This is a genomic window from Geothermobacter ehrlichii (assembly GCF_008124615.1).
In the GTDB taxonomy this organism is placed as follows: Bacteria; Desulfobacterota; Desulfuromonadia; order Desulfuromonadales; family Geothermobacteraceae; genus Geothermobacter; species Geothermobacter ehrlichii.
The window spans coordinates 115428-135981 of record NZ_VNIB01000002.1 but is presented as its reverse complement, the minus strand read 5'-3'; the positions used below and the strand labels follow the sequence as shown (position 1 = coordinate 135981).

Sequence of the window (20554 nt, the reverse complement as noted above, 5' to 3'; positions counted from 1 at the left end):
CGGCGGCTGGCGACCGTCGAACATGACCGCCGCGACCATGACCTCGGCGAACATTTTCGACAGCATCGGCCCGGGCGAGGCCCTGCTGGCCGAACTGCGGCAGAAGGGATTCTGGCCGCCCACGAAAAGGTGAGAGAGCGCATCATGGAGCGTCTTGAAATCGGACCGGGGCTCGACATCCCCCTGCACCAGATTCGGCTGGCGGCGATCCCCGCCGGCGGACCGGGCGGCCAGCATGTCAACCGCAACGCCACGGCCATCCAGCTCCGCTTCGCCATAGCCGATTCCTGCCTGCCGGACTCGGTCAAAAAACGCCTGTTCACCCTGGCCGCCGGCCAGATCAACCGGAAGGGCGTACTGATCATCCAGGCACGCGGGCATCGCTCGCAGGAGATGAACCGCCGCGAGGCCCTCGACCGTTTGCGGAATCTGGTCGCCAGGGCCGCCGTCGGCCCCCGACGCCGCATTCCCACCCGCCCGGCAGCGGCCGCCGTCAGAAAACGGGTCGAGGCCAAGAAGAGGCGGGGACGCACCAAGGCGCTGCGCGGCCCCGTGAGGAGGGACGAATGAACAGAGAACTCCCATACCAGCTCTGGCGACAGGACGACAACGGCGTCCAGTACCTGGTCGCCTCCTTTGCCTCTCTGGAAGAAGCGCAGAAGGCACAAAAGAAATTCTCCGCCGGCGGCCACAAACAGATCTGGTGGATCGAAACCCTGCAGCAGCCGAAAACCGCAAATCTCTTCGCAGACATCCCCGACGACCTGCCCCTGGAACTGTTCACCATCCTGCTGCAGCGTCCGGGAATGAAACTGGAGCGCATCGTCTCCCGCGGTCACACCACGCCGGAAGAAAACTGGTACGACCAGGACCACGACGAGTGGATTCTGCTGCTTTCCGGCCGTGCCCGTCTCCTGTTCGCCGAGCCGGAAGAAGAGGTCGAACTCGAACCGGGCAGCCACCTGCTCATCGAGGCCGGACGCAGGCACCGGGTCAGCTGGACAGACCCGGACCGGAACACCGTCTGGCTGGCGCTGCACCTCGACCCGCCGGCACGATGACCCGTCGGCCCATCCGGACATTGACGCCGGTGCGAAATCCGTTCACCATGGCGCCAGCTTGAACCGTACCACGACATCCCGACCGCCGTGGAACATCACCAGCAAAGATCGAACGGACAAATGCCCTATCTCTATCTGGCAATCGCCATCATCTCCGAGGTCGTCGCCACCAGCGCCCTGAAGGCGACGGCCGAATTCACCCGGCTGGGTCCCAGTCTGATCGTCGTTGCCGGCTACGGGCTGGCCTTCTATTTCATGACCCTCACCATCAGAACCATCCCCGTGGGCATCACCTACGCGGTCTGGTCCGGGGCCGGCATCGTCCTGGTGATCCTCGCCGGCATCCTGCTCTACCGGCAGATTCCCGATCTGCCGGCGATCATCGGCATGGCACTGATCGTCGCCGGAGTGATGGTCATTCACCTCTTCTCGAAAACGGTCAGACACTGAAAGAAACAGGAAAAACAGCGATGCTCGATCCGACCCGCCTTTCCTTCTTCTGCGCCGCCTCCATCCTGCTGATCCTGACGCCGGGACCGGACAACCTGACCGTCCTGACCCGCGGCATCACACAGGGACGGACCGCCGCCCTGTCGGCGGCTGCCGGCTTCGCTCTCGGCAACCTGGGACACACCCTGTTCGCCATCCTCGGACTGTCGGCCCTGCTCGCCTCGTCGGCCGCCCTCTACGGCGCGGTCAAGCTGGCCGGCGGCGTCTATCTGGTCTGGATCGGCGTCAAGCTGCTGCGCAGCGCCGGCACCATCGACACCCGCGGCAACCCGGAGCTGGCCCGGCCGCTACTCATCTTCAACCAGTCGGTCATCGCCAACCTGCTCAATCCGAAGGTGGCGATCTTCTTCATGGCCTTCTTCCCCCAGTTCGTCTCCCTCGAGCGCGGTCATGTTGCGGTGCAGATGCTGCTGCTTGGCATCCTTTTCGTCCTGCTGACCTTTCTCTTCTTCGGACTGATCGGCTGGTTCGCCGGCAGTCTCGGCCGCTGGCTGCAGCAGCGCCCCCGGGCCGGACGCTGGCTGGACAGAATCGCCGGCGGCGTGCTGATCGGACTCGGCGTCAGGCTGGCCTGGCCGGGACGATGAACGGGGTAGCCTGATGGCAGTTCCGGAAGACACGACCTGGGAAGCCCTCTGCCGCCGCTGCGGCCGCTGCTGCTTCGAGAAACGGATCGAAGAAGACGGCACCGTTGTCGAAACCGACCAGGCCTGCCGCTATCTTGATGTGGCCAGCCGCCGCTGCAAGGTCTACCACAAACGTTTCGAGGTCGAAGAGGAATGCATCAGGCTCGATCCGCAGACGGTCCGCGACGCCTTCTGGCTGCCGCGCGACTGCGGCTATGTCGCCTGGCTGGATGCCCAGACCGGATATCAACCGGCGCAGAAACCGGTGTCAAAAAAGAGACAGAAGACGGCGAAAAGACGGGGCACGGCGCGCAAAAGATCCGGTCGCTGACCTGTTTTCAGGCAGTTGTGGCGTTTGGCACTGCCTGTGCTTGAACAGCAGGACGACATGGACTATCGACCCCGGCGCTTTCTCCTCCTTTGGGCCCGGGGTCTTTTTTTGGCTGCCCGGCCCGGCGCGTCCCCTCTTTCCATCGCCCCGGGATGGGGGCATTCGTGAGGCCGGCGGATTTCGCCGGAAAACGGGCAATGCGATGAACGAAGCGGGCCAAAAGAAGCAGCGGCAGGCCTGGTGCCTTTACGACTGGGCCAATTCGGGCTTTTCGACCGTTGTGCTGACGGCGGTCTTTCCGGTCTGGTTCGCAAGCCTGCTGCCCGCAGACGGGGTGATCCTCCCCGGTACAAAAGAGCCGGTCTCGGCAACGGTCCTCTGGGGTTACCTGGTATCGGCCTCGCTTCTGCTCATCGTCCTTTTTGCCCCGCAGCTCGGCCGCTGGGCCGACCGGCGCGGCCGGCAAAGAGAACTCTTTCGTTTCTTCGTGCTGCTCGGCAGCCTGGCGACCATGGGACTGGCCCTGCCCGTGCCGCCCCACTGGCCGGCGGCCGCCCTGCTCTTCTGCATCGCCAACCTCGGCTTCGCCGCGGGCACCATCTTTTACAACGCCTTCCTGCCGGTCCTGGCCGAAGGGGATCGGCTCGACCGGCTGTCGGCACAAGGTTTCGCCGTGGGCTATGTCGGCGGCGGGCTGGCCCTGATGCTCGTTTTCGCCCTGGTTCAGGGGGCGCTCCCCATCGGCCTGGACAATGCCTCGGCCACCCGGCTGGGGCTGCTGTTGACCGGCGCCTGGTGGCTTTTGTTCTCTCTTCCGGCCCTGTCGTGGATGCCGGCGATTCCCCCGCGGTTGAACATGCCTGCCGCCGGCTTTCTCACCGTCTACCGCGATCTCAGAAACCATCCGCATCTGCTGCGCTTTCTTTTCGCCTTCCTGCTCTACAACGACGGCGTGCAGACCATGGTCGTCATCTCGGCCCTCTTCGCGCGCCAGGAACTCGGCATGAGCCAGCAGGCCATCCTCGGCTGCTTTCTGCTCATTCAGTTTCTGGCCCTGCCCGGCACCCTGCTGTGCGGCCGGCTGGCCGAAATGATCGGTCCCCGGCCTGCCCTCTTCGTCATCATCGCCGTTTTCGCCCTGGCCACCCTGTGGGCGGTGTTCATGCGTCATTCCTGGGAGTTCTGGCTGCTCGGCGTCATGGTCGCCCTGGTGCTCGGCGGTATCCAGGCCCTGAGCCGCTCCCTCTTCGCCCGACTCGTGCCGGCAGAGAAGACTGCCGAGTTCTTCGGATTTTTCGCCGTCAGCAACAAGCTGGCCGCCATCTGCGGTCCCTTTGCCTTCGCCCTGGTCAACCAGCTGACCGGCTCGGTGCGGCTGGCGATCCTGTCCCAGCTGCTCTTCTTCCTGCTCGGCGCGGCCCTGCTGCTGAGCGTCGACATCAGGCAGGGGGAGCTGTTGGCAAAAACAAAACAGTGATAGTTATCACCTGCGCGATTTCAACCGGGATGCCCGGATCGACTTGCTTGAATGGATCGACCGGGGAGCTGTCGAAACTCACAACGTCGAAAACGCCGACTTCAGCCGCCTGCGAGACCTGCCCATCAAATACCCCGATTTGCCGATGGATTTTGCGGACTGTTGCCTGGTCTGACCGGCGAAAAGCTCGGCAGCGACACCATTGCCACCATCGACCGCGACTCAACGTTTTGCCGGATAGAGTGCAGAAAACGCTTCAGAATCGTCCTTGGCTAACCCAAAAGACGGGTCCTCCCCCTTCGCGGCCGAACAGCACTTGCTTTTGGCTTTTGCGATGTTCGCCCTCGAGATGAGGCGGGTTGGATTTTACCGGTGAACTGTGGCATAGTACGCCACCGGATCAACCCGCAACCCCATCCAAGTTCAGAAAAACGGTAGAAAAAGGACCATGATTCGCAAGGAAGACCGCAATCCCGATTTTGCCAGTCATCTGCGGGCGGAAGTAGTCGAAACCGCCCGAAGCCCCTGGCAGCAAATCGAAATCACCCGCCACCCGATCTTCGGCCATCAGCTGGTCATCGACGGCGATCTGCAGATCTCGGAAAGCGATCACGCCTACGGTGTGGCGATGGTCAGCCCGCTGCTGCAACTGCGGCAGCTGCGGCGGGTCGCAATTCTCGGCGGCGGCGACGGCGGCGTGCTCTGGGAGCTGCTGCAGGCCGCCGAGCGGATGGAGATTCCGCTGGAAAAGGCGACCATGATCGATATCGACGGCGAGGTGCTCCGCCTGTGCAGAACCCATCTGTCGCGGCTTTGCGGCCGGATATGGGACCATCCGCAGGCGGAGATCCTGACCGCCGACGCCTTCGCCTGGATCGCCGAAGCCCGCGACCTGGACGCCGTCATCTACGACCTGACCATGGACCCGGTACGCGAAGGCCAGAGCCGGGAGGAATTCATGGCCGAAACCCTGGCCATGATCGCCCGCGCCCTGCGGTCGGGCGGCGTCTTCAGCATGCAGTGCTGCGGCGAGGGCGAGGGCAACGACGAGCTGGCGGCGGAAAGCCGCGACCTGCTGGCACAAATCCGCAAGGAGGCGGGCCGCCACTTTTGTGACCTGATCGAACAGCGGGTGCTGATTCCTTCCTACCTGGAGCGCTGGACCTTCCTCTCCGGTCGCAAGCCGGCCTGATCCTGCAGCCCCCGTCGCCCCCTTGAAATTTCGGCGACGGGGGTTAAATTATGCTTCTGCCATACCGCCAACTGCGTTTTTCTGCGTCTTCTGTTTTTTGTAACGCCCTGCACCGAACGGGCACTTAAATTTCACGTTACGAAAAAGAGAGGTCCCATGAAAATCGCACAGGTCTCCCCTCTTTACGAAAGCGTGCCGCCGAAATGCTATGGCGGCACGGAACGTGTCGTTTCCTATCTGACCGAAGAACTGGTGCGCCGCGGACACGATGTCACCCTGTTCGCCAGCGGTGATTCCCAAACCGGTGCCAGGCTCGTCGCCTGCGCGCCGGAGGCCCTGCGTCTGGCCGGCTGCCGGGATCCTCTGGCTATGCATCTGTGCATGCTCGAAGAGGTGGCCCGGCACGTGGAGGAGTTCGACGTGGTGCATTTTCACGTCGACTACCTCCACTTCCCCCTCTCCCGGCGGTCGAACGTGACGCAGCTGACGACCCTGCACGGCCGGCTCGACATCCCGGAGCTGCAGCCGCTCTTTCGCGAATACCGTGACATGCCGCTGGTGTCGATTTCCGACGCCCAGCGCCATCCGCTACCCTTCGCCAACTGGATCGGCACCGTCTACCACGGCCTGCCGCGCGAGTTGTACCGGTTTCGGCCGCAGCCCGGCACCTATCTCGCCTTTCTCGGCCGCATCTCGCCGGAAAAGCGTCCCGACCGGGCGATCATCATCGCCCGCCGGGCCGGCATTCCGCTGAAGATCGCCGCCAAGGTCGACAAGGCGGACCAGGACTATTTCGAACAGATCATCCGCCCGCTGCTCGACCATCCGCTGGTGGAATTCGTCGGCGAGATCAACGACCGGGAAAAGGAGGAGTTTCTCGGCGGGGCGCTGGCGCTGCTCTTTCCCATCGACTGGCCGGAACCCTTCGGCCTGGTGATGATCGAGGCGATGGCCTGCGGCACGCCGGTCATCGCCTTTCGCAACGGCTCGGTGCCAGAGGTGATGGTCGACGGCGTCACCGGCTACATCGTCGACGATCTGGAGACGGCCATCAGGCGGGTCGGCGAAATCGACAGGCTGGACCGGACCCGCTGCCGGCGGGTCTTCGAGGAGCGTTTTTCGACGCCGGCCATGGCTGACGCCTATCTGCGCCTCTACCGGCAACTGTGCGAACTGGGCCGGCCGACCCGGCCGCAGCCGTCGCCGCAGACCATTCAGCGGGTGGCCTGATGGACGAAATCATCCAGGTCAGGGACCAGTACTACATCCAGGCATCCTCCTGCCTGGCCGACGACCGCACCCGGGTGCTGAAGCAGGGGGAAACTTTTGCCGTCCACGACTGCCGCGGCGACATCCAGCCTGTCGGCCGCGGCGAGCAGGGGCTCTACCACCAGGGGACGCGGTTCCTCTCCCGGCTCGAGTTCTTCGTCAACCGCCAGCGGCCGCTGATCCTCAGTTCCACCGTCAACAACCGCAACGAGCTGCTGGCGGTCGACCTGACCAATCCCGACCTGGTGCTGGGCGACCGGCAGGTTCCGCGCGGCAGCCTGCACCTGTTCCGTTCGAAATTTCTCTGGAACCGGTGCTGCTTCGAACGGCTGCGGCTGGTAAATTTTGCCCCGGATGCCGTCGAGATCGAACTCTGCTTCCGCTATGCCGCCGACTTTCACGACATCTTCGAGGTGCGCGGCATGCGGCGGCGCAAGCACGGACGGATGGAAAGTCCCAAAACGGGGCCCGACCGGGTCACCCTCCCCTACCTCGGTCTGGACGGCTGCCGGCGGCGCGCCCTGCTGCAGTTCGCACCACGACCCGACCGGCTGTCGGCGGAAGAAGCCAGTTTCCGGCTCCGCCTCGCTCCCCACGAGGAACGCAGCATCTACCTGACCGTGGTCTGCCTGGTCGACGAGGAGGATTTCGACCTGCCGGCGTTCGACCGGGGATTCGACGCCAGCCTGAAACGGCTCGAAGGCTATCGCGGCAAAAACTGCGGCATCGAAACCAGCAAGCAGCATTTCGACGAGTGGCTCAACCGCTCCCTCGACGACCTGAACATGCTGCTGACCGAAACGCCGCAGGGCATCTATCCCTATGCCGGCGTCCCCTGGTACAGCACCGCCTTCGGCCGCGACGGCCTGATCACCGCCCTGCAGACCCTGTGGCTGAACCCGGACATCGCCCGCGGCGTGCTCGCCTTTCTGGCGGCAAACCAGGCCGACAGCCACCATCCGAAGCAGGACGCCGAACCGGGAAAGATCCTGCACGAAACACGGCAGGGAGAGATGGCGGCGCTCGACGAAATCCCCTTCGGCCGCTATTACGGCAGCGTCGACAGCACGCCGCTGTTCGTTCTGCTGGCCGGCGCCTGGCTGCGACGTACCGGCGATCTCGATTTTGTCCGGCAGATCTGGCCGCAGGTGAAAAAGGCCGTCGACTGGATCGACCGCTACGGAGACATCGACGGCGACGGGCTGATCGAATACCACCGGCAATCGGCCGACGGTCTGGTGCAGCAGGGGTGGAAGGATTCGTGGGATTCGGTCTTTCATGCCGACGGCCGTCTGGCGGAAGGACCGATCGCCCTGTGCGAGGTGCAGGGCTATGTCTATGCCGCGCGCCTGGCCGCCGCCGAGATGGCGGAACAGCTCGGCGAGCGGGAGATGTCCGACATCCAGCGAAACAGGGCCGAACGGCTCAGGGAACTCTTTCTGCGCGCCTTCTGGAACGACGAACTCGGCTGCTACGCCCTGGCGCTGGATGGAGAGAAGCGTCCCTGCCTGATCCCCTCGTCCAACGCCGGCCAAAGCCTGTTCACCGGCATAGCCGCTCCCGAACACGCCGAAAGGCTGGCCGAAAGGCTGCTTCAGCCCGATTTCTTCAGCGGCTGGGGTATCCGCACCATCGCCGAGGGCGTGGCCCGCTACAACCCGATGTCCTACCACAACGGTTCGGTCTGGCCGCACGACAACGCCCTGATCGCCCTCGGCCTGGCCCGCTACGGCAAGACCCGCCAGGCGCTGAAAATTTTCAGCGCGCTCTACGATCTCGCCATGCAGGTCGACCTGCAGCGGCTGCCCGAACTGTTCTGCGGCTTCAGGCGCCTTCCCGGCCAGGGACCGGTGCTCTATCCGCTGGCCTGTTCTCCGCAGGCCTGGGCGGCCGGTGCCGTCTTCATGCTGCTGCAGGCCTGCCTCGGCCTGGATATCGACGCCCGCCGGCGGACCGTCTGCTTCCGGCACCCGGTCCTGCCCGACTTTCTCGACCAGGTCACCCTGCGCGACCTGCGACTCGCCGGCGGCCGCATAAGTCTACGGCTCACCCGCTACCACGACGATGTCGGCATCAACATTCTCGAGCGCAGCGGAAAGATCGGCGTGACGGTCATCAAGTAGCGACGGCCGGCCCTGTCAGAGCAGAGAACCGTAAAGCCCCGCCGGTTCCCAGCCCTCGACCCGGACCCGGACGCACTGCCCCTGCAGGTCTTCGTCGTGCCGGAAACGGACATTGAGGTAGTTGCGCGACAAGCCGCGCCGCCAGCCGTCCGCCACTCCACCCTCGACGACCAGTTCGAGCGTCCGGCCGACGAATCGCTCGGCATACTGCCGGGCCTTCCTTTCGCCCAGGCTGCGCAGGACGGCGCAACGCCGCCGGATCTCGTCGCCGGCGACCTGGCCGGGCATGTCGGCGGCCGGGGTGCCGGGACGCCGGCTGTAGGGAAAGACATGCAGGTGCGCCAAAGGCAGCTCATCGAGCAGGCGGCGGGTCTGCTCGAATTCCTCGTCGCTTTCGCCGGGAAAGCCCGCGATCACGTCAACGCCGATGGCGGCTTCGGGCACCTGGCGGTGAATGCGGACGATCAGATCGTGAAAGAAGGCGGCGTCGTAATGGCGGTTCATCCGCCGCAGCACGCTGTCCGCTCCCGACTGCAGCGGAATGTGCAGATGCGGACAGATGTGGTCGGAGACGGCCATGCGTTCGATCAGCCGTTCAGAAATTTCGGTCGGCTCGATGGAGCCGAGACGCAGGCGGGGAAGCGCGATCCCTTCCTCGATGGCCACGACCAGCTCGGTCAGGCTGCGCACCGGTTCCAGATCCAGGCCGTAGGCGCCCATGTGGATGCCGGTCAGCACCACCTCGCGATAGCCCTGGCGGGCAAGTCCGTCGACTCGGGCAAGAACCTCGTCGAAGGGGACCGAGCGGCTGCTGCCACGGGCGTAGGGGATGATGCAGTAGGAGCAGAAGGCGTCGCAGCCGTTCTGGATCTGCACGAAGGCGCGGCTGCGATCGGCGAAGGTCGACAGCGAAAACGGTGCGGCGCCCCTGCCCCGCCCCGGCTCTTCGACGGCGACCAGCTGCCGCTGCTGCTCTTCGGCCAGGTAGCGCAGCAGATCCCGTTTTTCGTCATTGCCGATCACCATCGCCACGCCGGGAATCCTGCGGATCGCCTCCGGGTCAACCTGGGCGTAGCAGCCGGTGACGATGACCCGGCACTGCAGGTTGAGTCGTCGGGCGCGGCGGATCAGGTTGCGGCTCTGGGCGTCGGTGCGGGCGGTGACGGTGCAGGTGTTGACCACCACCAGATCGGCGCCCTCCTCGAAGGGGACGATGCAGTAGCCGGCGTCTTTGAGCTGCTCCTCGATCGCCGCCGACTCGAACTGGTTGGTCTTGCAGCCTAAAGTGGCGATGGCGACGGTCCGGCTCATGCGATCCAGCCTCCGGCGATCACCTCGTCGCCGTCGTAGATGACCGCCGCCTGGCCGGGAGTGACACCCGTCTGCGGCTGGTCGAAAACCACGCGGACGCGGCCGCCATCGACCGCTTTGACGCTTGCCGGCACCTCCCGGTGCCGGTACCGGATGCGGCAGGCGGCGCGAAAGGCCCCGACAGGCGGGGCGATCAGCCAGTTGACCTGCTCCATGTGCAGCTCCCCGGCTGCAAGGTGGCGTTTTTCGCCGACGACGACCCGGTTCTTTTCGGCGTCGATGGCGACAACGTACAGCGGCTCGCTCCAGCTCAGGCCAAGCCCCCGCCGCTGGCCGATGGTGTAACGGTAGGTTCCCCGGTGACGTCCCAGCACCTTGCCGCTGACGTGAACGATGTCGCCGTCCTTGCGGCCGGCGCCGCGTTCCTCCTCGAGAAAACGCACATAGTCACCGTCGGGAACGAAACAGATATCCTGGCTTTCGGGCTTTTCCGCCACCCGCAGGCCCAGACGTTCGGCGTGCTCCCTGACCTCCTGTTTGGTCATGTCTCCCAGCGGAAACCGGACCATCGCCATCTGCTCCTGGGTCAGGGTGAAGAGAAAGTACGACTGGTCCTTGCTGTCATCCAGCCCCTTGCGCAGGCGGTAGCGGCCGTCGGCGAACTCGATGCGGGCGTAATGGCCGGTCACCAGATAGTCGGCCTGCAGCTCGCGGGCCTTGCGCAGCAGCCGTTCGAACTTGAGAATCTGGTTGCACAGCACACAGGGATTGGGCGTGCGTCCGTTGAAATAGGCGTCGCAGAAAGGATCGATGACCGCCTGCTGGAAAGCGTCCTCGAAATTGATCACGTAGAAGGGGATGTCGAGCTGTTCGGCGACCCGGCGGGCGTCATAGACGTCGTCCAGCGAGCAGCAGGTGCCGAAGGTCTCGCCATCCGGCGCCTCGAAGCGGGAATAGTCCCAGATCTGCATGGTCATGCCGATCACCTCGTGTCCTCGCTCCTTGAGCAGGGCGGCGGTGACCGAGGAGTCGACGCCGCCGCTCATGGCGACGACGACACGCTTTCTTTCCTTTGTCAGCAGCAGATCGTCCATCGGTGTGACTACATCCTCTTGTGCGGGTCCGAAGCGCCGCAACTATAGCCGAAAGCCGGGGAAAACGCCAGCGGGCCGACGACCGGAAAAAACAGAAGGGCAAACCGCCGCGCGGCCTGCCCTCCCGGTCTGACGACGGCACCTTGCGGCGACGTCAGTTCTTCTTCCGGTTTTCCCGGTAGTTCTTGATCGCCTCGTGCAGCGCGTCGGCCGCCAGGTTGGAACAGTGCATCTTCTGCGCCGGCAGCCCGTCGAGGGCCTCGGCGACAGCCTGATTGGTCAGCTCCAGCGCCTCGTCGATGGTCTTGCCCAGGGCCATTTCGGTCACCATCGACGACGTGGCGATGGCGGCGCCGCAGCCGAAGGTCTTGAACTTGATGTCCTTGATGACGTCGTTCTCGACCTTGAGGTAGATCTTCATGATATCGCCACAGGAGGCGTTGCCCACCTCACCGACTCCGTCGGCATCGGGAATCTCGCCGACATTGCGCGGGTTCTGGAAATGGTCCATGACTTTTTCGGTGTACATCGTTCACTGTCTCCTTCACATGTTTCAGGTCAGAGTCGCCGGATGGTTTCGCAGGTTTCGCACTGTTCTTCGTTGCGGCAGTTGTACAGGGGGCTCATTTCGCGCAGCCGCTGGACGGTCTTGGGCAGTACGTCGAGGACGAAATCGATCTCCTCTTCGGTATTCTGCGGCCCCAGGGAGAAGCGGGTGCTCGAATGCGCCAGGGTCACCTCGACGCACATGGCGCCCAGCACGTGCGACGGCTCCAGCGAGCCGGAGGTGCAGGCCGAACCGCTGGAAGCGGCGATGCCGTACATGTCGAGATTGAGCAGCAGCGATTCACCCTCAATGTAGGCGAAGCTGACATTGAGGGTGTTGGGCAGCCGCTTGTCGGGATCGGGATGACCGTTCAGCTTGATCTGCGGAATGGCAGCCTTGATTCCCGCCTCGAGCTTGTCGCGCAGCCGACGCATGTGGGCGGCGTTCTTCTCCAGGTCGCGGCCGGCTATCTCACAGGCCTTGCCGAGGGCGACAATGCCGGCGACGTTGTGAGTGCCGGCGCGCCGGTTCCGCTCCTGGTGCCCACCGTGCAGCAGCGGCGTCATGCGGGTGCCCCGCTTGATGTAGATGGCGCCGACCCCTTTGGGCGCACCGATCTTGTGCCCCGAAAGCACCAGCATGTCGACGCCGGCCTTCTTCACATCGACCGGAACCTTGCCCACCGCCTGCACCGCGTCGGTATGGAAACGGATCTTGTACTTGCGGGCGATCTGCCCGATCTCCTCGATGGGAAAGATATTGCCGGTTTCGTTGTTGCCCCACATCACCGAAATCAGAATGGTCCTTTCGGTGATGGCGGCTTCCAGCTCGGCCAGATCGAGCATGCCGTCCTGGTCGACGGAGAGATAGGTCACTTCGCAGCCGGTGCGCTCGAGATACTTGCAGGTTTCGAGCACGGCGGGATGTTCCACCTTGGTGGTGATGATGTGATTCCCCTTGTCGCGCAGAGCGTCGACCGTCCCCTTCAGGGCCATGTTGTCGCCTTCGCTGCCGCAGGAGGTAAAGACGACCTCCGCCGGCGAGCAGTTGATCAGGGCGGCCACCTGCTCCCGCGCCTTTTCGACCGCTCCGGACACGGCCCTCCCCGCCCAGTGAACGCTGGAGGGGTTGCCGAACTGGTCGCGGTAGAAGGGAAGCATCGCCTCCAGAACTTCGGGATGGACCGGAGTGGTGGCGTTGTTGTCGAGATAGATCTGTTTCACCTTTTGCCTCCTGCAGGCCCGATGCGCAGGCCCGAAAATTCCTTTATTGTTCTAACTTCTGCCTGGCCTCGCGGGTCAGATCCTCGAGGGTGATCGAGGCGAGAAAGGAACGGATCCGCTCTCCCAGCCCCTGCCAGACATTGTGGGTGACGCACTGGTCGTCGCAGACACAGCGGCCCTTCTCATCCATGCATGAGACGGGAACCAGCGTCTCCTCGACGCTGTCGATGATCTCGTCGATGCGAATGTCCGAAGCCGGACGGGCCAGCCGGTAACCGCCGCCGGGACCCCGCACGCTGGTGACGATCTCTCCCCGCCGCAGCTTGACGAAAAGCTGCTCCAGGTAGGGAAGCGAAATCGCTTCCCGGGCCGAAATGTCCTTGATGGAAACCGGCCCTTCGTCGGCGTGGAGGCTGAGACTGACCATGGCCCGCACCGCATACTGGGCCTTTGTCGACAGACGCATGAACCGTCCTCTTTTTCCTCAGGCACTCTTGGCCTGGTCCTGTGCCGCCAGCTCGGCCCGGAGGCGCTCCTGTTCGGCGGTCAACTCCTTCACCTGCTTCTCGAGGGTCCGGATCTGGTCGAAGAGGCAGGAGATGGCCTTGGCCTCGGGGTCGGGCAGCTTGCCGTGCTCGAGATCGACCTTCTGCTCGGCCTTTCTGCCCTCGGAAATCACCACCTTGCCGGGAATGCCGACCACCGTCGAATTGTCTGGAACCTCCTTGACCACCACCGAGTTCGAGCCGATCTTGCTGTTGTCGCCGACACGAAACGGGCCAAGAACCTTGGCGCCGGAACCGACGATAACATTGTCGCCGAGCGTCGGATGCCGCTTCTCCTTGGCCCAGGAGGTACCGCCGAGAGTGACGCCGTGGTAGAGGGTGCAGTTGTCGCCTATCTCGGCCGTCTCGCCAATGACCACGCCCATGCCGTGATCGATGAAGAACCCCTTGCCGATTCTGGCCCCGGGATGGATTTCGATGCCGGTGAAGAACCGCCCGAGATGCGAAACGAAGCGGCCGAGCAGGTAGAATTTGCGGGTCCAGAGCCAGTGCGCCAGCCGGTAGAAGAGGATGGCATGGAAACCCGGATAGCAGAGGATAATCTCCAGCACGCTGCGTACGGCGGGATCCCTCTCGAAAACAACCTTGAAGTCTTCGCGCAATGTCTGAAACACGGCAGCCTCCGTCCCTCGGTAATCGCATCGTCCCCTTGCGGACGATGCCCAAACAACTAACATACCTGAGTGATGCTGTCAATTATTTTTCTGACAAAATCCGTCAGTTAAAACGACTGAAAAAACGGCGTGATGGCGGCAAACTGAAAGCATGCAGCAGAGCGACCTGAGGGATGGTCTCCATGACGCAATAGCGAGCGGACCTGCATGCGGGTAACGACAGGCCGCTCTCAGGCCAGCGGCAGGGTGAAGGTGAAGCGGCTGCCGCATCCGGGCCGGCTTTCGGCCCAGATGCGGCCACCGTGCGATTCGACGATCTTGCGACAGATGGACAGGCCGAGGCCACTGCCGCGCCGGGCATCGTCGCGGCCGACCTGGGTGAATTCGTCGAAGAGCTGCGGCAACTGCTCGGCCGGTATCCCCTTGCCGGTATCCTCGACCGAAACCAGCAGCTCATGCTCGTTCCGGTCGAAACGGATCCGCACCTCGCCCCCGGCCGGGGTGAACTTGATGGCGTTGCTGAGCAGATTGACCAGCACCCTCTGGATGGTCTGCCGGTCGAACAGGGCCTTGCGCTCCGGCGGCGGGTCGATTCTGAGCGTCAGGCCCTCTTTTTCGGCGATGGAACCGAGATCGTGGCAAACCTCGAAAACGGTGTCGACAATGTCGTTCGGTCCCATGTCGATGCGCATCTTTCCCGCCTCGAAACGGGAAAGGTCGAGCATGTTGTTGACCAGGTCGACCAACCGTTCGCTGCTTTCGAAGGCGGCGTCGAGAAACTCCCGCTGGCTGCCGTTCAGGGCGTTCCCCAGGCTGTCACGCAGCAGGGCACAGTAACCGTGGACGATGGTCACCGGTACCCGCAGTTCGTGGGTGGCGGTGTTGAGAAATTCGGCCCGGAACCGGTCGAGCTCGCGCAGCCGGCGATTCGACTCGGCGAGGTGGGCATGGGTCTGACGCAGCTCGGCCTCCATGCGGCGCTTTTCGGTGACGTCACGAAAGGCGACGATGGTCAGATCGTTCAGTACCGGCTCGCGGTTGGCGCTGACGGAAAAGCAGCGCCGTCCCCGGTTGCGGGTCTGCATGACGAGATCGAAACGGACGCGTCCGCCCTCCTCCTCCCCGCGGCCGGAACGCCAGCAGACGATGGCCCGGCGCAGAGCCGGCCGGTCGAGCAGGTTCTCCACCAGCGCCCCCTGCAGTTCGTCACGCGTCAGTCCAACCATCTCCAGGGCCCGCCGGTTGACAAACTCGATCTGCCCGGCCGCGTTGACGGCCACCAGGCCGTCAGAGGCATTGTCGAACAGCTCCTCGTAGATGGCCTTGATGCGCAACTCGTCTTCCAGCACCGACTTGGCCTGGCGCAGGGCCGCCGATTCACGGCGCAGATGACTGAAGAACCGGGCATTGGTCAGCGGACCGGCCGCCACGTCGGCGATCAGCTGGCAGAATTCGATTTCGCTCGGACTGAGAGCCGGCCGCTCCCGGCGGGCGCGCAGGACCATCACCCCGATCACCCTCTGCTGGTGGTGAACCGGCAACACCAGAACGGCGTTGAAATCACGATCGATCAGCAGGTGACGGACCCGGTCGAACAGGGGATCGCTTTCGATGTCGGTCACCAGCAGCGGCTCACCGCTTTCGATGACCTGCCTGATTTCGGGATAGTTGCCGAGGTCGATGCGCAATTCCCTGAGCGAATCATCGTCGCTCGAGGCGAGAATGTAGCCGGCGGCACCGTCTTCCTGAATGACGGCGATGCTGCAGCGTTCGATGTCCGCGATATGACCGGCGATTTTGCGAACGATACGGCGCAGGATCTGGCCGGTTTCGACGCTGTCGGCGATCGATTCGGAGATGTCGAGCAGCGCCCGGTAATCCCTGGCCCGGGTTTCCAGCGCTTCCTGGGCGTTCTTCTTGATGATGCACGCCTGCAGCCGGGCCAGCAGATCCTCGGCATCGAACGGCTTGGCCAGATAGTCGTCTGCGCCGAGGGTAAAGGGATTGACCGTACCGGGCGAATCGACCCGCGAGGTGAGCATCAGAATGGGAAGATGCCTGAATTGAGGCTGTTTTCGAAGAGTCCTGCAGGTCTCGGCGCCGTCCATCACCGGCATCACCAGATCGAGAATGACAGCGTCGGGGGAGGCCCGAAGGCATCTTTCACAGGCCTCCCTGCCGTCGACAGCCTCGATGACCACAAAACCGTTTTCCCGAAGCAGATCACCGAGGACCTGGCGCATGAGCCTGTCATCGTCAACGATGAGCACTCTGGCAGCCACACAACCCTCCGGCCTGAAAGAGACGCGTGAATGGAATTTTATTAGCGCTCTCTTTTACTCATGCATTCCGCATGCCAGCGTCCACACCAGGGTGAAAAACAAAAAAAGCTCCGGAAAGAGTGTCCGGAGCGCTTCGATGACAAAATGACGGCGGCCGAGGAAACGAAAACCCGCTGCAAGCCGGAATGTTTCCAACATCCTGTTCAGGGAATGCTATAGAAAAAGCCGATAGGCGGGGTTGCCCGTCTCCTCGATATAGTGGTAGCCGAGCTGGTCGAGAAAGTCCTGCAGCTCATCCTGCTCGTCCGGTGGTATCTCCAGACCGATGAGCACCCGGCCGTAGTCACCGCCCTGCATCCGGTAGTGAAACATGGAGATATTCCAGTTTTCGCCCATGGCAGCGAGAAAACGCGTCAGGGCCCCGGGGCGCTCGGGGAACCAGAAGCGGTAGACTACCTCGCCGACCGCCGCTTCGCTGCGGCCGCCGACCATGTAGCGGACATGGGTCTTGGCCAACTCGTTTTCGGTCAGATCAACGTTGCGAAAACCGGCGGCATTGAGTTCACGGGCAAAAGAGAAACGTTCTTCGCTGCTGCGTACCGAGATGCCGACAAAAATCTGTGCTTCCTGCCGGCCAGCCAGACGGTAGTTGAACTCGGTGATGTTCCGGTCACCGACGATCTCGTTGCAGAAGCGGCGCAGGGAACCTGGTTTCTCGGGGATGGTGACGGCGAACAGGGCCTCCTGGCCTTCGCCGACCTGGGTCCGCTCGGCCACGTAACGCAGCCGCTCGAAGTTCATGTTGGCGCCGGAGTTGACCGCGACCAGGGTCATCCCCCGGGCCCTTTCCCGTTCGACATAGCGGACCATTCCGGCCACCCCGAGGGCGCCGGCCGGCTCGACGATCGACCGGGTATCCTGGTAGATGGCCTTGATGGCGCTGCAGATCTCGTCGATGTCGACCTGGATGAACTCGTCGACATAGCTGCGACAGGCATTGAAGGTCAGCCGGCCAACCTCGCGCACGGCGACGCCATCGGCGAATATGCCGACCGAGTCGAGGCGAATCCGCCTCCCCTGCCGGACCGATTGCGCCATGGCGGAACTCTCTTTCGGCTGCACGCCGATCACCCGGATTTCGGGCCGCAATGCCTTGATGTAGGCGGCGATTCCCGAGATGAGTCCACCGCCGCCGACGGGTACGAAAACGGCGTCGAGCGAGCCGGAATTCTGCCGCAGGATTTCGTCGGCCACCGTCCCCTGGCCGGCGATGACCAGCTCGTCGTCGAAGGGATGGACGAACACCATCCCCGTCTGTGCGACCAGGTGCTGGCAGTGCTCGGCCGCTTCAGAGTAGCTGTCTCCCCTGAGCACCACCTGTGCCCCCATTTTTCGGACAGCGTCGACCTTGATCTGCGGCGTGGTCGCCGGCATGACGATGGTGGCGGGAATGCCCAGCTTGCGGGCGGAAAAGGCCACGCCCTGGGCGTGGTTGCCGGCGGAAGCGGCGATCACCCCCCTGCGGCGCTCGTCCTCGCTCAGGTGGGCGATCCGGTTGTAGGCCCCACGGATCTTGAAGGAAAAGACCGGCTGCAGATCCTCCCGCTTGAGCAGAATCCGGTTGCCGAGCCTCCGCCCGAGGTTTTCGGCCCGTTCAAGCGGCGTCTCGACCGCCGCCTCGTAAACCCGTGAGGTCAGGATATTCTTCAGGATCTTCTGCATGGCATCCCCCGTCTGTCGCGACACCATAGCAAAACCACCGGCAAATGCAAAGAATGGCTGACAAAAACCCGTTTCCCGCGCCGGAATGAGACCTTTTTTAACTTTGCATGTGTATACAATTTCCCTATAATGCAACGGCTGTTATCAGGCCCTGTCCTTTCCCGTTCGCGGCCTGCATTCCCAGAGCAAAGGAGAGTAGACCATGCCCGACTTCTTCTATCAGGAGCCCTTCCCCCTGAGCGAGGACAAAACCAGCTACTACAAGATCGAAGGATCCGAAAAGTATGTCTCCGTCGAAAGTTTCGACGGCAGGGAGGTTCTCAAGGTCGACCCGGAGGCGCTGACGGTGCTGACCAACACCGCCATGCGCGACGTCTCTTTTCTGCTGCGCCCGGAGCACAACGAGATGGTCGCCAAGATCCTCTCAGACCCCGAGGCGTCGATGAATGACAAGGGGGTCGCCATGGCCTTCTTGCGCAACGCCATGGTCGCCGCCAAGTTCGAACTGCCGATCTGCCAGGATACCGGCACTGCCACCGTCATCGCCAAGAAGGGACAGCGGGTCTGGACCGGCGTCGACGATGCGGAGTGGATTTCCAAAGGGGTCTTCAAGACCTACACCGAGGAAAACCTGCGCTACAGCCAGACCGTGGCCCTCGACATGTACACCGAAAAGAATACCGGCACCAACCTGCCGGCGCAGATCGACATCTACGCAACCGACGGCGACGCCTACAAGTTTCTCTTTCTCGCCAAGGGCGGCGGCAGCGCCAACAAGACCATGCTCTTTCAGGAGACCAAGGCGCTGCTCAATCCCGAAAAGCTGGAAAAGTTCCTGATCGAAAAGATGAAGACCCTGGGCACCGCCGCCTGCCCGCCCTACCACATCGCCTTCGTCATCGGCGGCACCTCGGCTGACGCCTGCATGAAGACGGTCAAGCTGGCTTCGACCAAGTACCTTGACGGCCTGCCGACCAGCGGCAACGAGCACGGGCGCGCCTTCCGCGATGTCGAACTGGAAGAGAAACTGCTGCAAGCGGCGCACAAGCTCGGCATCGGTGCCCAGTTCGGCGGCAAGTATTTCGCCCATGACGTCCGCGTCATCCGGCTGCCCCGCCACGGCGCTTCCTGCCCGGTAGGCATGGCGGTCTCCTGTTCCGCCGACCGCAACATCAAGGCCAAGATCACCCGCGAAGGCCTTTTCGTCGAGCAGCTCGACCGCGATCCGGGCCGCCTGCTGCCGGAAGAGCTGCGGCTGGCCAGACACGAACACGGGCACAAGATCGACCTCGACCAGCCGATGGAGAAAATCCTGGCCGAGCTCGACAAGCTGAAGGTGGGCGACGCCCTGCTGCTCAGCGGCACCATCGTCGTCGGCCGCGACATCGCCCACGCCAGGTTCAAGGAGATTCTCGATGCCGGCAAGCCGCTGCCGGACTACCTGAAGAAACATCCCATCTACTACGCCGGTCCGGCCAAAACCCCGCCGGGACGCCCCTCCGGCTCCTTCGGTCCGACCACCGCCGGCCGCATGGATTCGTACGTCGACCTGCTGCAGTCGCACGGCGGTTCGCTGGTGATGATCGCCAAGGGGAACCGCAGCCAGCAGGTGACCGACGCCTGCAAGAAGCACGGCGGCTTCTACCTCGGCTCCATCGGCGGCCCGGCCGCCCTGCTGGCCGACCAGAACATCAAGAAGGTCGAATGCATCGACTTTCCCGAGCTCGGCATGGAGGCGGTGTGGAAGATCGAGGTCGAGAACTTCCCGGCCTATATCCTGGTCGACAACAAGGGGAACGACTTCTTCAAGCAGCTCGGACTCTGAAAAACTATTTTGCGGTTGGCGATACGGCGTTGGAAACAGCCTCAAACGTTCATCTAGCGGCTTTGCAAACTGCGCTTTGGCTGTTTTCGCCTTGTCCTGCCTGCCCTCATGACGTTTTTCATTTCCCACGCAGGCCCCGGACAGACATGTCCGGGGCCTTTCTGTTCTGAGCCCTTGCCGCCAACGGCGAACCGGGTTAGGGTTGAATAAACGGGGCGGGGGCACTTCCCCGCTCCCATCGATGACAAAAGCAGCAGAAAGGACAGCGCATGAGCAAGGTCAAACCGGGCGACCGGGTCAGCTTCACCTTCGTCGCCACTCTCAGTGACGGAACCGTTTTCGATTCATCGGACGAGCTACATGGCGACGACTGCGGTTGCGGCGGCGAAGGCCCCCTCGAATTCACCATTGGCGGCGACGAGGTCTTCCCCGCCCTGGAGGAGGCGGTCATCGGAATGGAAGTGGGTGAAACCCGGGTGGTCGAGCTGACGGCCGAACAGGCCTTCGGCGAAAGGGACGAACGGGGCATCATCGCCGTGCCCCGCAGCGAATTTCCGGAAGATTTCACCCTGCAGGAGCACATGATGCTCGAACTGGCAGGAGACAACGACGAGGTCTATCCAGCCTGGGTGACGGAGATCGGCGCCGACTTCGTCACCCTCGACACCAACCACCCGCTGGCCGGCGAAGCCCTGCGCTACGAACTGACCCTCGAACGGATCGTGCCGGCACATTGACCCCCGATGAAAAGAATGGGCGGCTCGATGCTTCGAGCCGCCCC

The 20554-nt window shown here is 63.3% G+C and carries 19 protein-coding genes; 11 read left to right on the top strand and 8 right to left on the bottom strand.

The genetic code is table 11. The annotated features are described in order from the left end of the window. Positions 1 to 144 precede the first annotated feature (144 nt). The 9 genes from arfB (at position 145) to EDC39_RS03275 (ending at position 8589) form a co-directional block, all read left to right on the top strand. A complete protein-coding gene (gene arfB, locus EDC39_RS03315) occupies positions 145 to 570 on the top strand; it encodes an alternative ribosome rescue aminoacyl-tRNA hydrolase ArfB (RefSeq protein ID WP_148894872.1) in 426 nt (141 codons plus the stop codon). Then, the gene (locus EDC39_RS03310; protein ID WP_148894871.1) at positions 567 to 1061 is read left to right on the top strand and encodes a cupin domain-containing protein; all 495 of its coding nucleotides are present in this window, start codon (positions 567 to 569) and stop codon (positions 1059 to 1061) included. The genes arfB and EDC39_RS03310 overlap by 4 nt, the downstream gene beginning before the upstream one ends. A gap of 120 nt (positions 1062 to 1181) precedes the next feature. Continuing rightward, the gene (locus EDC39_RS03305) at positions 1182 to 1511 is read left to right on the top strand and encodes a DMT family transporter (protein ID WP_148894869.1); all 330 of its coding nucleotides are present in this window, start codon (positions 1182 to 1184) and stop codon (positions 1509 to 1511) included. Between the two features lie 20 nt (positions 1512 to 1531). Beyond that, entirely contained in the window at positions 1532 to 2158 is a 627-nt protein-coding gene (locus tag EDC39_RS03300; RefSeq protein ID WP_148894866.1) for a LysE family translocator, read from the top strand. A gap of 13 nt (positions 2159 to 2171) precedes the next feature. Next, the gene (locus tag EDC39_RS03295; RefSeq protein WP_246140164.1) at positions 2172 to 2528 is read left to right on the top strand and encodes a CxxCxxCC domain-containing protein; all 357 of its coding nucleotides are present in this window, start codon (positions 2172 to 2174) and stop codon (positions 2526 to 2528) included. Between the two features lie 202 nt (positions 2529 to 2730). Continuing rightward, positions 2731 to 4005, top strand: a complete 1275-nt coding sequence (locus tag EDC39_RS03290; protein WP_187426620.1) for an MFS transporter — start codon at positions 2731 to 2733, stop codon at positions 4003 to 4005. Between the two features lie 448 nt (positions 4006 to 4453). Beyond that, positions 4454 to 5197, top strand: a complete 744-nt coding sequence (locus tag EDC39_RS03285; RefSeq protein WP_148894862.1) for a spermine/spermidine synthase domain-containing protein — start codon at positions 4454 to 4456, stop codon at positions 5195 to 5197. A 156-nt stretch (positions 5198 to 5353) separates the two neighbouring features. Continuing rightward, the gene (locus EDC39_RS03280; protein WP_148894860.1) at positions 5354 to 6427 is read left to right on the top strand and encodes a glycosyltransferase family 4 protein; all 1074 of its coding nucleotides are present in this window, start codon (positions 5354 to 5356) and stop codon (positions 6425 to 6427) included. Further along, positions 6427 to 8589, top strand: coding sequence for an amylo-alpha-1,6-glucosidase (locus EDC39_RS03275; protein ID WP_148894858.1), 2163 nt, complete (start codon positions 6427 to 6429; stop codon positions 8587 to 8589). Before EDC39_RS03280 ends, EDC39_RS03275 begins: the two co-directional genes overlap by 1 nt. 15 nt (positions 8590 to 8604) lie before the next feature. Here the strand turns inward: EDC39_RS03275 and mtaB are convergent, their stop codons facing one another. From mtaB to ilvA, 8 genes are all read right to left on the bottom strand, one after another. Beyond that, complete coding sequence (mtaB, locus tag EDC39_RS03270) at positions 8605 to 9900, bottom strand: tRNA (N(6)-L-threonylcarbamoyladenosine(37)-C(2))-methylthiotransferase MtaB (protein ID WP_148894857.1); 1296 nt, start codon at positions 9898 to 9900, stop codon at positions 8605 to 8607. Then, positions 9897 to 10982 carry a tRNA 2-thiouridine(34) synthase MnmA gene (mnmA, locus tag EDC39_RS03265; RefSeq protein ID WP_187426637.1) on the bottom strand — a complete coding sequence of 362 codons (1086 nt, stop codon included), beginning with the start codon at positions 10980 to 10982 and terminating at the stop codon, positions 9897 to 9899. Before mnmA ends, mtaB begins: the two co-directional genes overlap by 4 nt. A gap of 166 nt (positions 10983 to 11148) precedes the next feature. Further along, complete coding sequence (nifU, locus tag EDC39_RS03260) at positions 11149 to 11523, bottom strand: Fe-S cluster assembly scaffold protein NifU (RefSeq protein ID WP_148894853.1); 375 nt, start codon at positions 11521 to 11523, stop codon at positions 11149 to 11151. Positions 11524 to 11552: 29 nt separating this feature from the next. Then, a complete protein-coding gene (nifS, locus tag EDC39_RS03255) occupies positions 11553 to 12764 on the bottom strand; it encodes a cysteine desulfurase NifS (protein ID WP_148894851.1) in 1212 nt (403 codons plus the stop codon). 43 nt (positions 12765 to 12807) lie between these two features. Next, positions 12808 to 13230 carry an Rrf2 family transcriptional regulator gene (locus EDC39_RS03250; RefSeq protein ID WP_148894849.1) on the bottom strand — a complete coding sequence of 141 codons (423 nt, stop codon included), beginning with the start codon at positions 13228 to 13230 and terminating at the stop codon, positions 12808 to 12810. An 18-nt stretch (positions 13231 to 13248) separates the two neighbouring features. Next, a complete protein-coding gene (cysE, locus tag EDC39_RS03245) occupies positions 13249 to 13944 on the bottom strand; it encodes a serine O-acetyltransferase (RefSeq protein ID WP_148894847.1) in 696 nt (231 codons plus the stop codon). A 230-nt stretch (positions 13945 to 14174) separates the two neighbouring features. Further along, positions 14175 to 16226, bottom strand: coding sequence for a hybrid sensor histidine kinase/response regulator (locus EDC39_RS03240; RefSeq protein ID WP_148894845.1), 2052 nt, complete (start codon positions 16224 to 16226; stop codon positions 14175 to 14177). A 213-nt stretch (positions 16227 to 16439) separates the two neighbouring features. Continuing rightward, a complete protein-coding gene (gene ilvA / locus EDC39_RS03235; RefSeq protein ID WP_281289718.1) occupies positions 16440 to 17975 on the bottom strand; it encodes a threonine ammonia-lyase, biosynthetic in 1536 nt (511 codons plus the stop codon). Between the two features lie 175 nt (positions 17976 to 18150). On the opposite strand from ilvA, the gene EDC39_RS03230 reads away from it, so the two are divergent. Further along, positions 18151 to 19773, top strand: coding sequence for a fumarate hydratase (locus tag EDC39_RS03230; RefSeq protein WP_148894841.1), 1623 nt, complete (start codon positions 18151 to 18153; stop codon positions 19771 to 19773). Positions 19774 to 20042: 269 nt separating this feature from the next. After that, positions 20043 to 20510 carry an FKBP-type peptidyl-prolyl cis-trans isomerase gene (locus EDC39_RS03225; RefSeq protein ID WP_148894839.1) on the top strand — a complete coding sequence of 156 codons (468 nt, stop codon included), beginning with the start codon at positions 20043 to 20045 and terminating at the stop codon, positions 20508 to 20510. Positions 20511 to 20554 lie beyond the last annotated feature (44 nt).

What these genes read in the sequence shown, in the direction of transcription:
- arfB (WP_148894872.1), top strand. Translation starts at nt 145, where the DNA reads ATGGAGCGTCTTGAAATCGGACCGGGGCTCGACATCCCCCTGCACCAG.
- EDC39_RS03310 (WP_148894871.1), top strand. Translation starts at nt 567, where the DNA reads ATGAACAGAGAACTCCCATACCAGCTCTGGCGACAGGACGACAACGGC.
- EDC39_RS03305 (WP_148894869.1), top strand. Translation starts at nt 1,182, where the DNA reads ATGCCCTATCTCTATCTGGCAATCGCCATCATCTCCGAGGTCGTCGCC.
- EDC39_RS03300 (WP_148894866.1), top strand. Translation starts at nt 1,532, where the DNA reads ATGCTCGATCCGACCCGCCTTTCCTTCTTCTGCGCCGCCTCCATCCTG.
- EDC39_RS03295 (WP_246140164.1), top strand. Translation starts at nt 2,172, where the DNA reads ATGGCAGTTCCGGAAGACACGACCTGGGAAGCCCTCTGCCGCCGCTGC.
- EDC39_RS03290 (WP_187426620.1), top strand. Translation starts at nt 2,731, where the DNA reads ATGAACGAAGCGGGCCAAAAGAAGCAGCGGCAGGCCTGGTGCCTTTAC.
- EDC39_RS03285 (WP_148894862.1), top strand. Translation starts at nt 4,454, where the DNA reads ATGATTCGCAAGGAAGACCGCAATCCCGATTTTGCCAGTCATCTGCGG.
- EDC39_RS03280 (WP_148894860.1), top strand. Translation starts at nt 5,354, where the DNA reads ATGAAAATCGCACAGGTCTCCCCTCTTTACGAAAGCGTGCCGCCGAAA.
- EDC39_RS03275 (WP_148894858.1), top strand. Translation starts at nt 6,427, where the DNA reads ATGGACGAAATCATCCAGGTCAGGGACCAGTACTACATCCAGGCATCC.
- mtaB (WP_148894857.1), bottom strand. Translation starts at nt 9,900, where the DNA reads ATGAGCCGGACCGTCGCCATCGCCACTTTAGGCTGCAAGACCAACCAG.
- nifU (WP_148894853.1), bottom strand. Translation starts at nt 11,523, where the DNA reads ATGTACACCGAAAAAGTCATGGACCATTTCCAGAACCCGCGCAATGTC.
- EDC39_RS03250 (WP_148894849.1), bottom strand. Translation starts at nt 13,230, where the DNA reads ATGCGTCTGTCGACAAAGGCCCAGTATGCGGTGCGGGCCATGGTCAGT.
- ilvA (WP_281289718.1), bottom strand. Translation starts at nt 17,975, where the DNA reads ATGGTGTCGCGACAGACGGGGGATGCCATGCAGAAGATCCTGAAGAAT.
- EDC39_RS03230 (WP_148894841.1), top strand. Translation starts at nt 18,151, where the DNA reads ATGCCCGACTTCTTCTATCAGGAGCCCTTCCCCCTGAGCGAGGACAAA.
- EDC39_RS03225 (WP_148894839.1), top strand. Translation starts at nt 20,043, where the DNA reads ATGAGCAAGGTCAAACCGGGCGACCGGGTCAGCTTCACCTTCGTCGCC.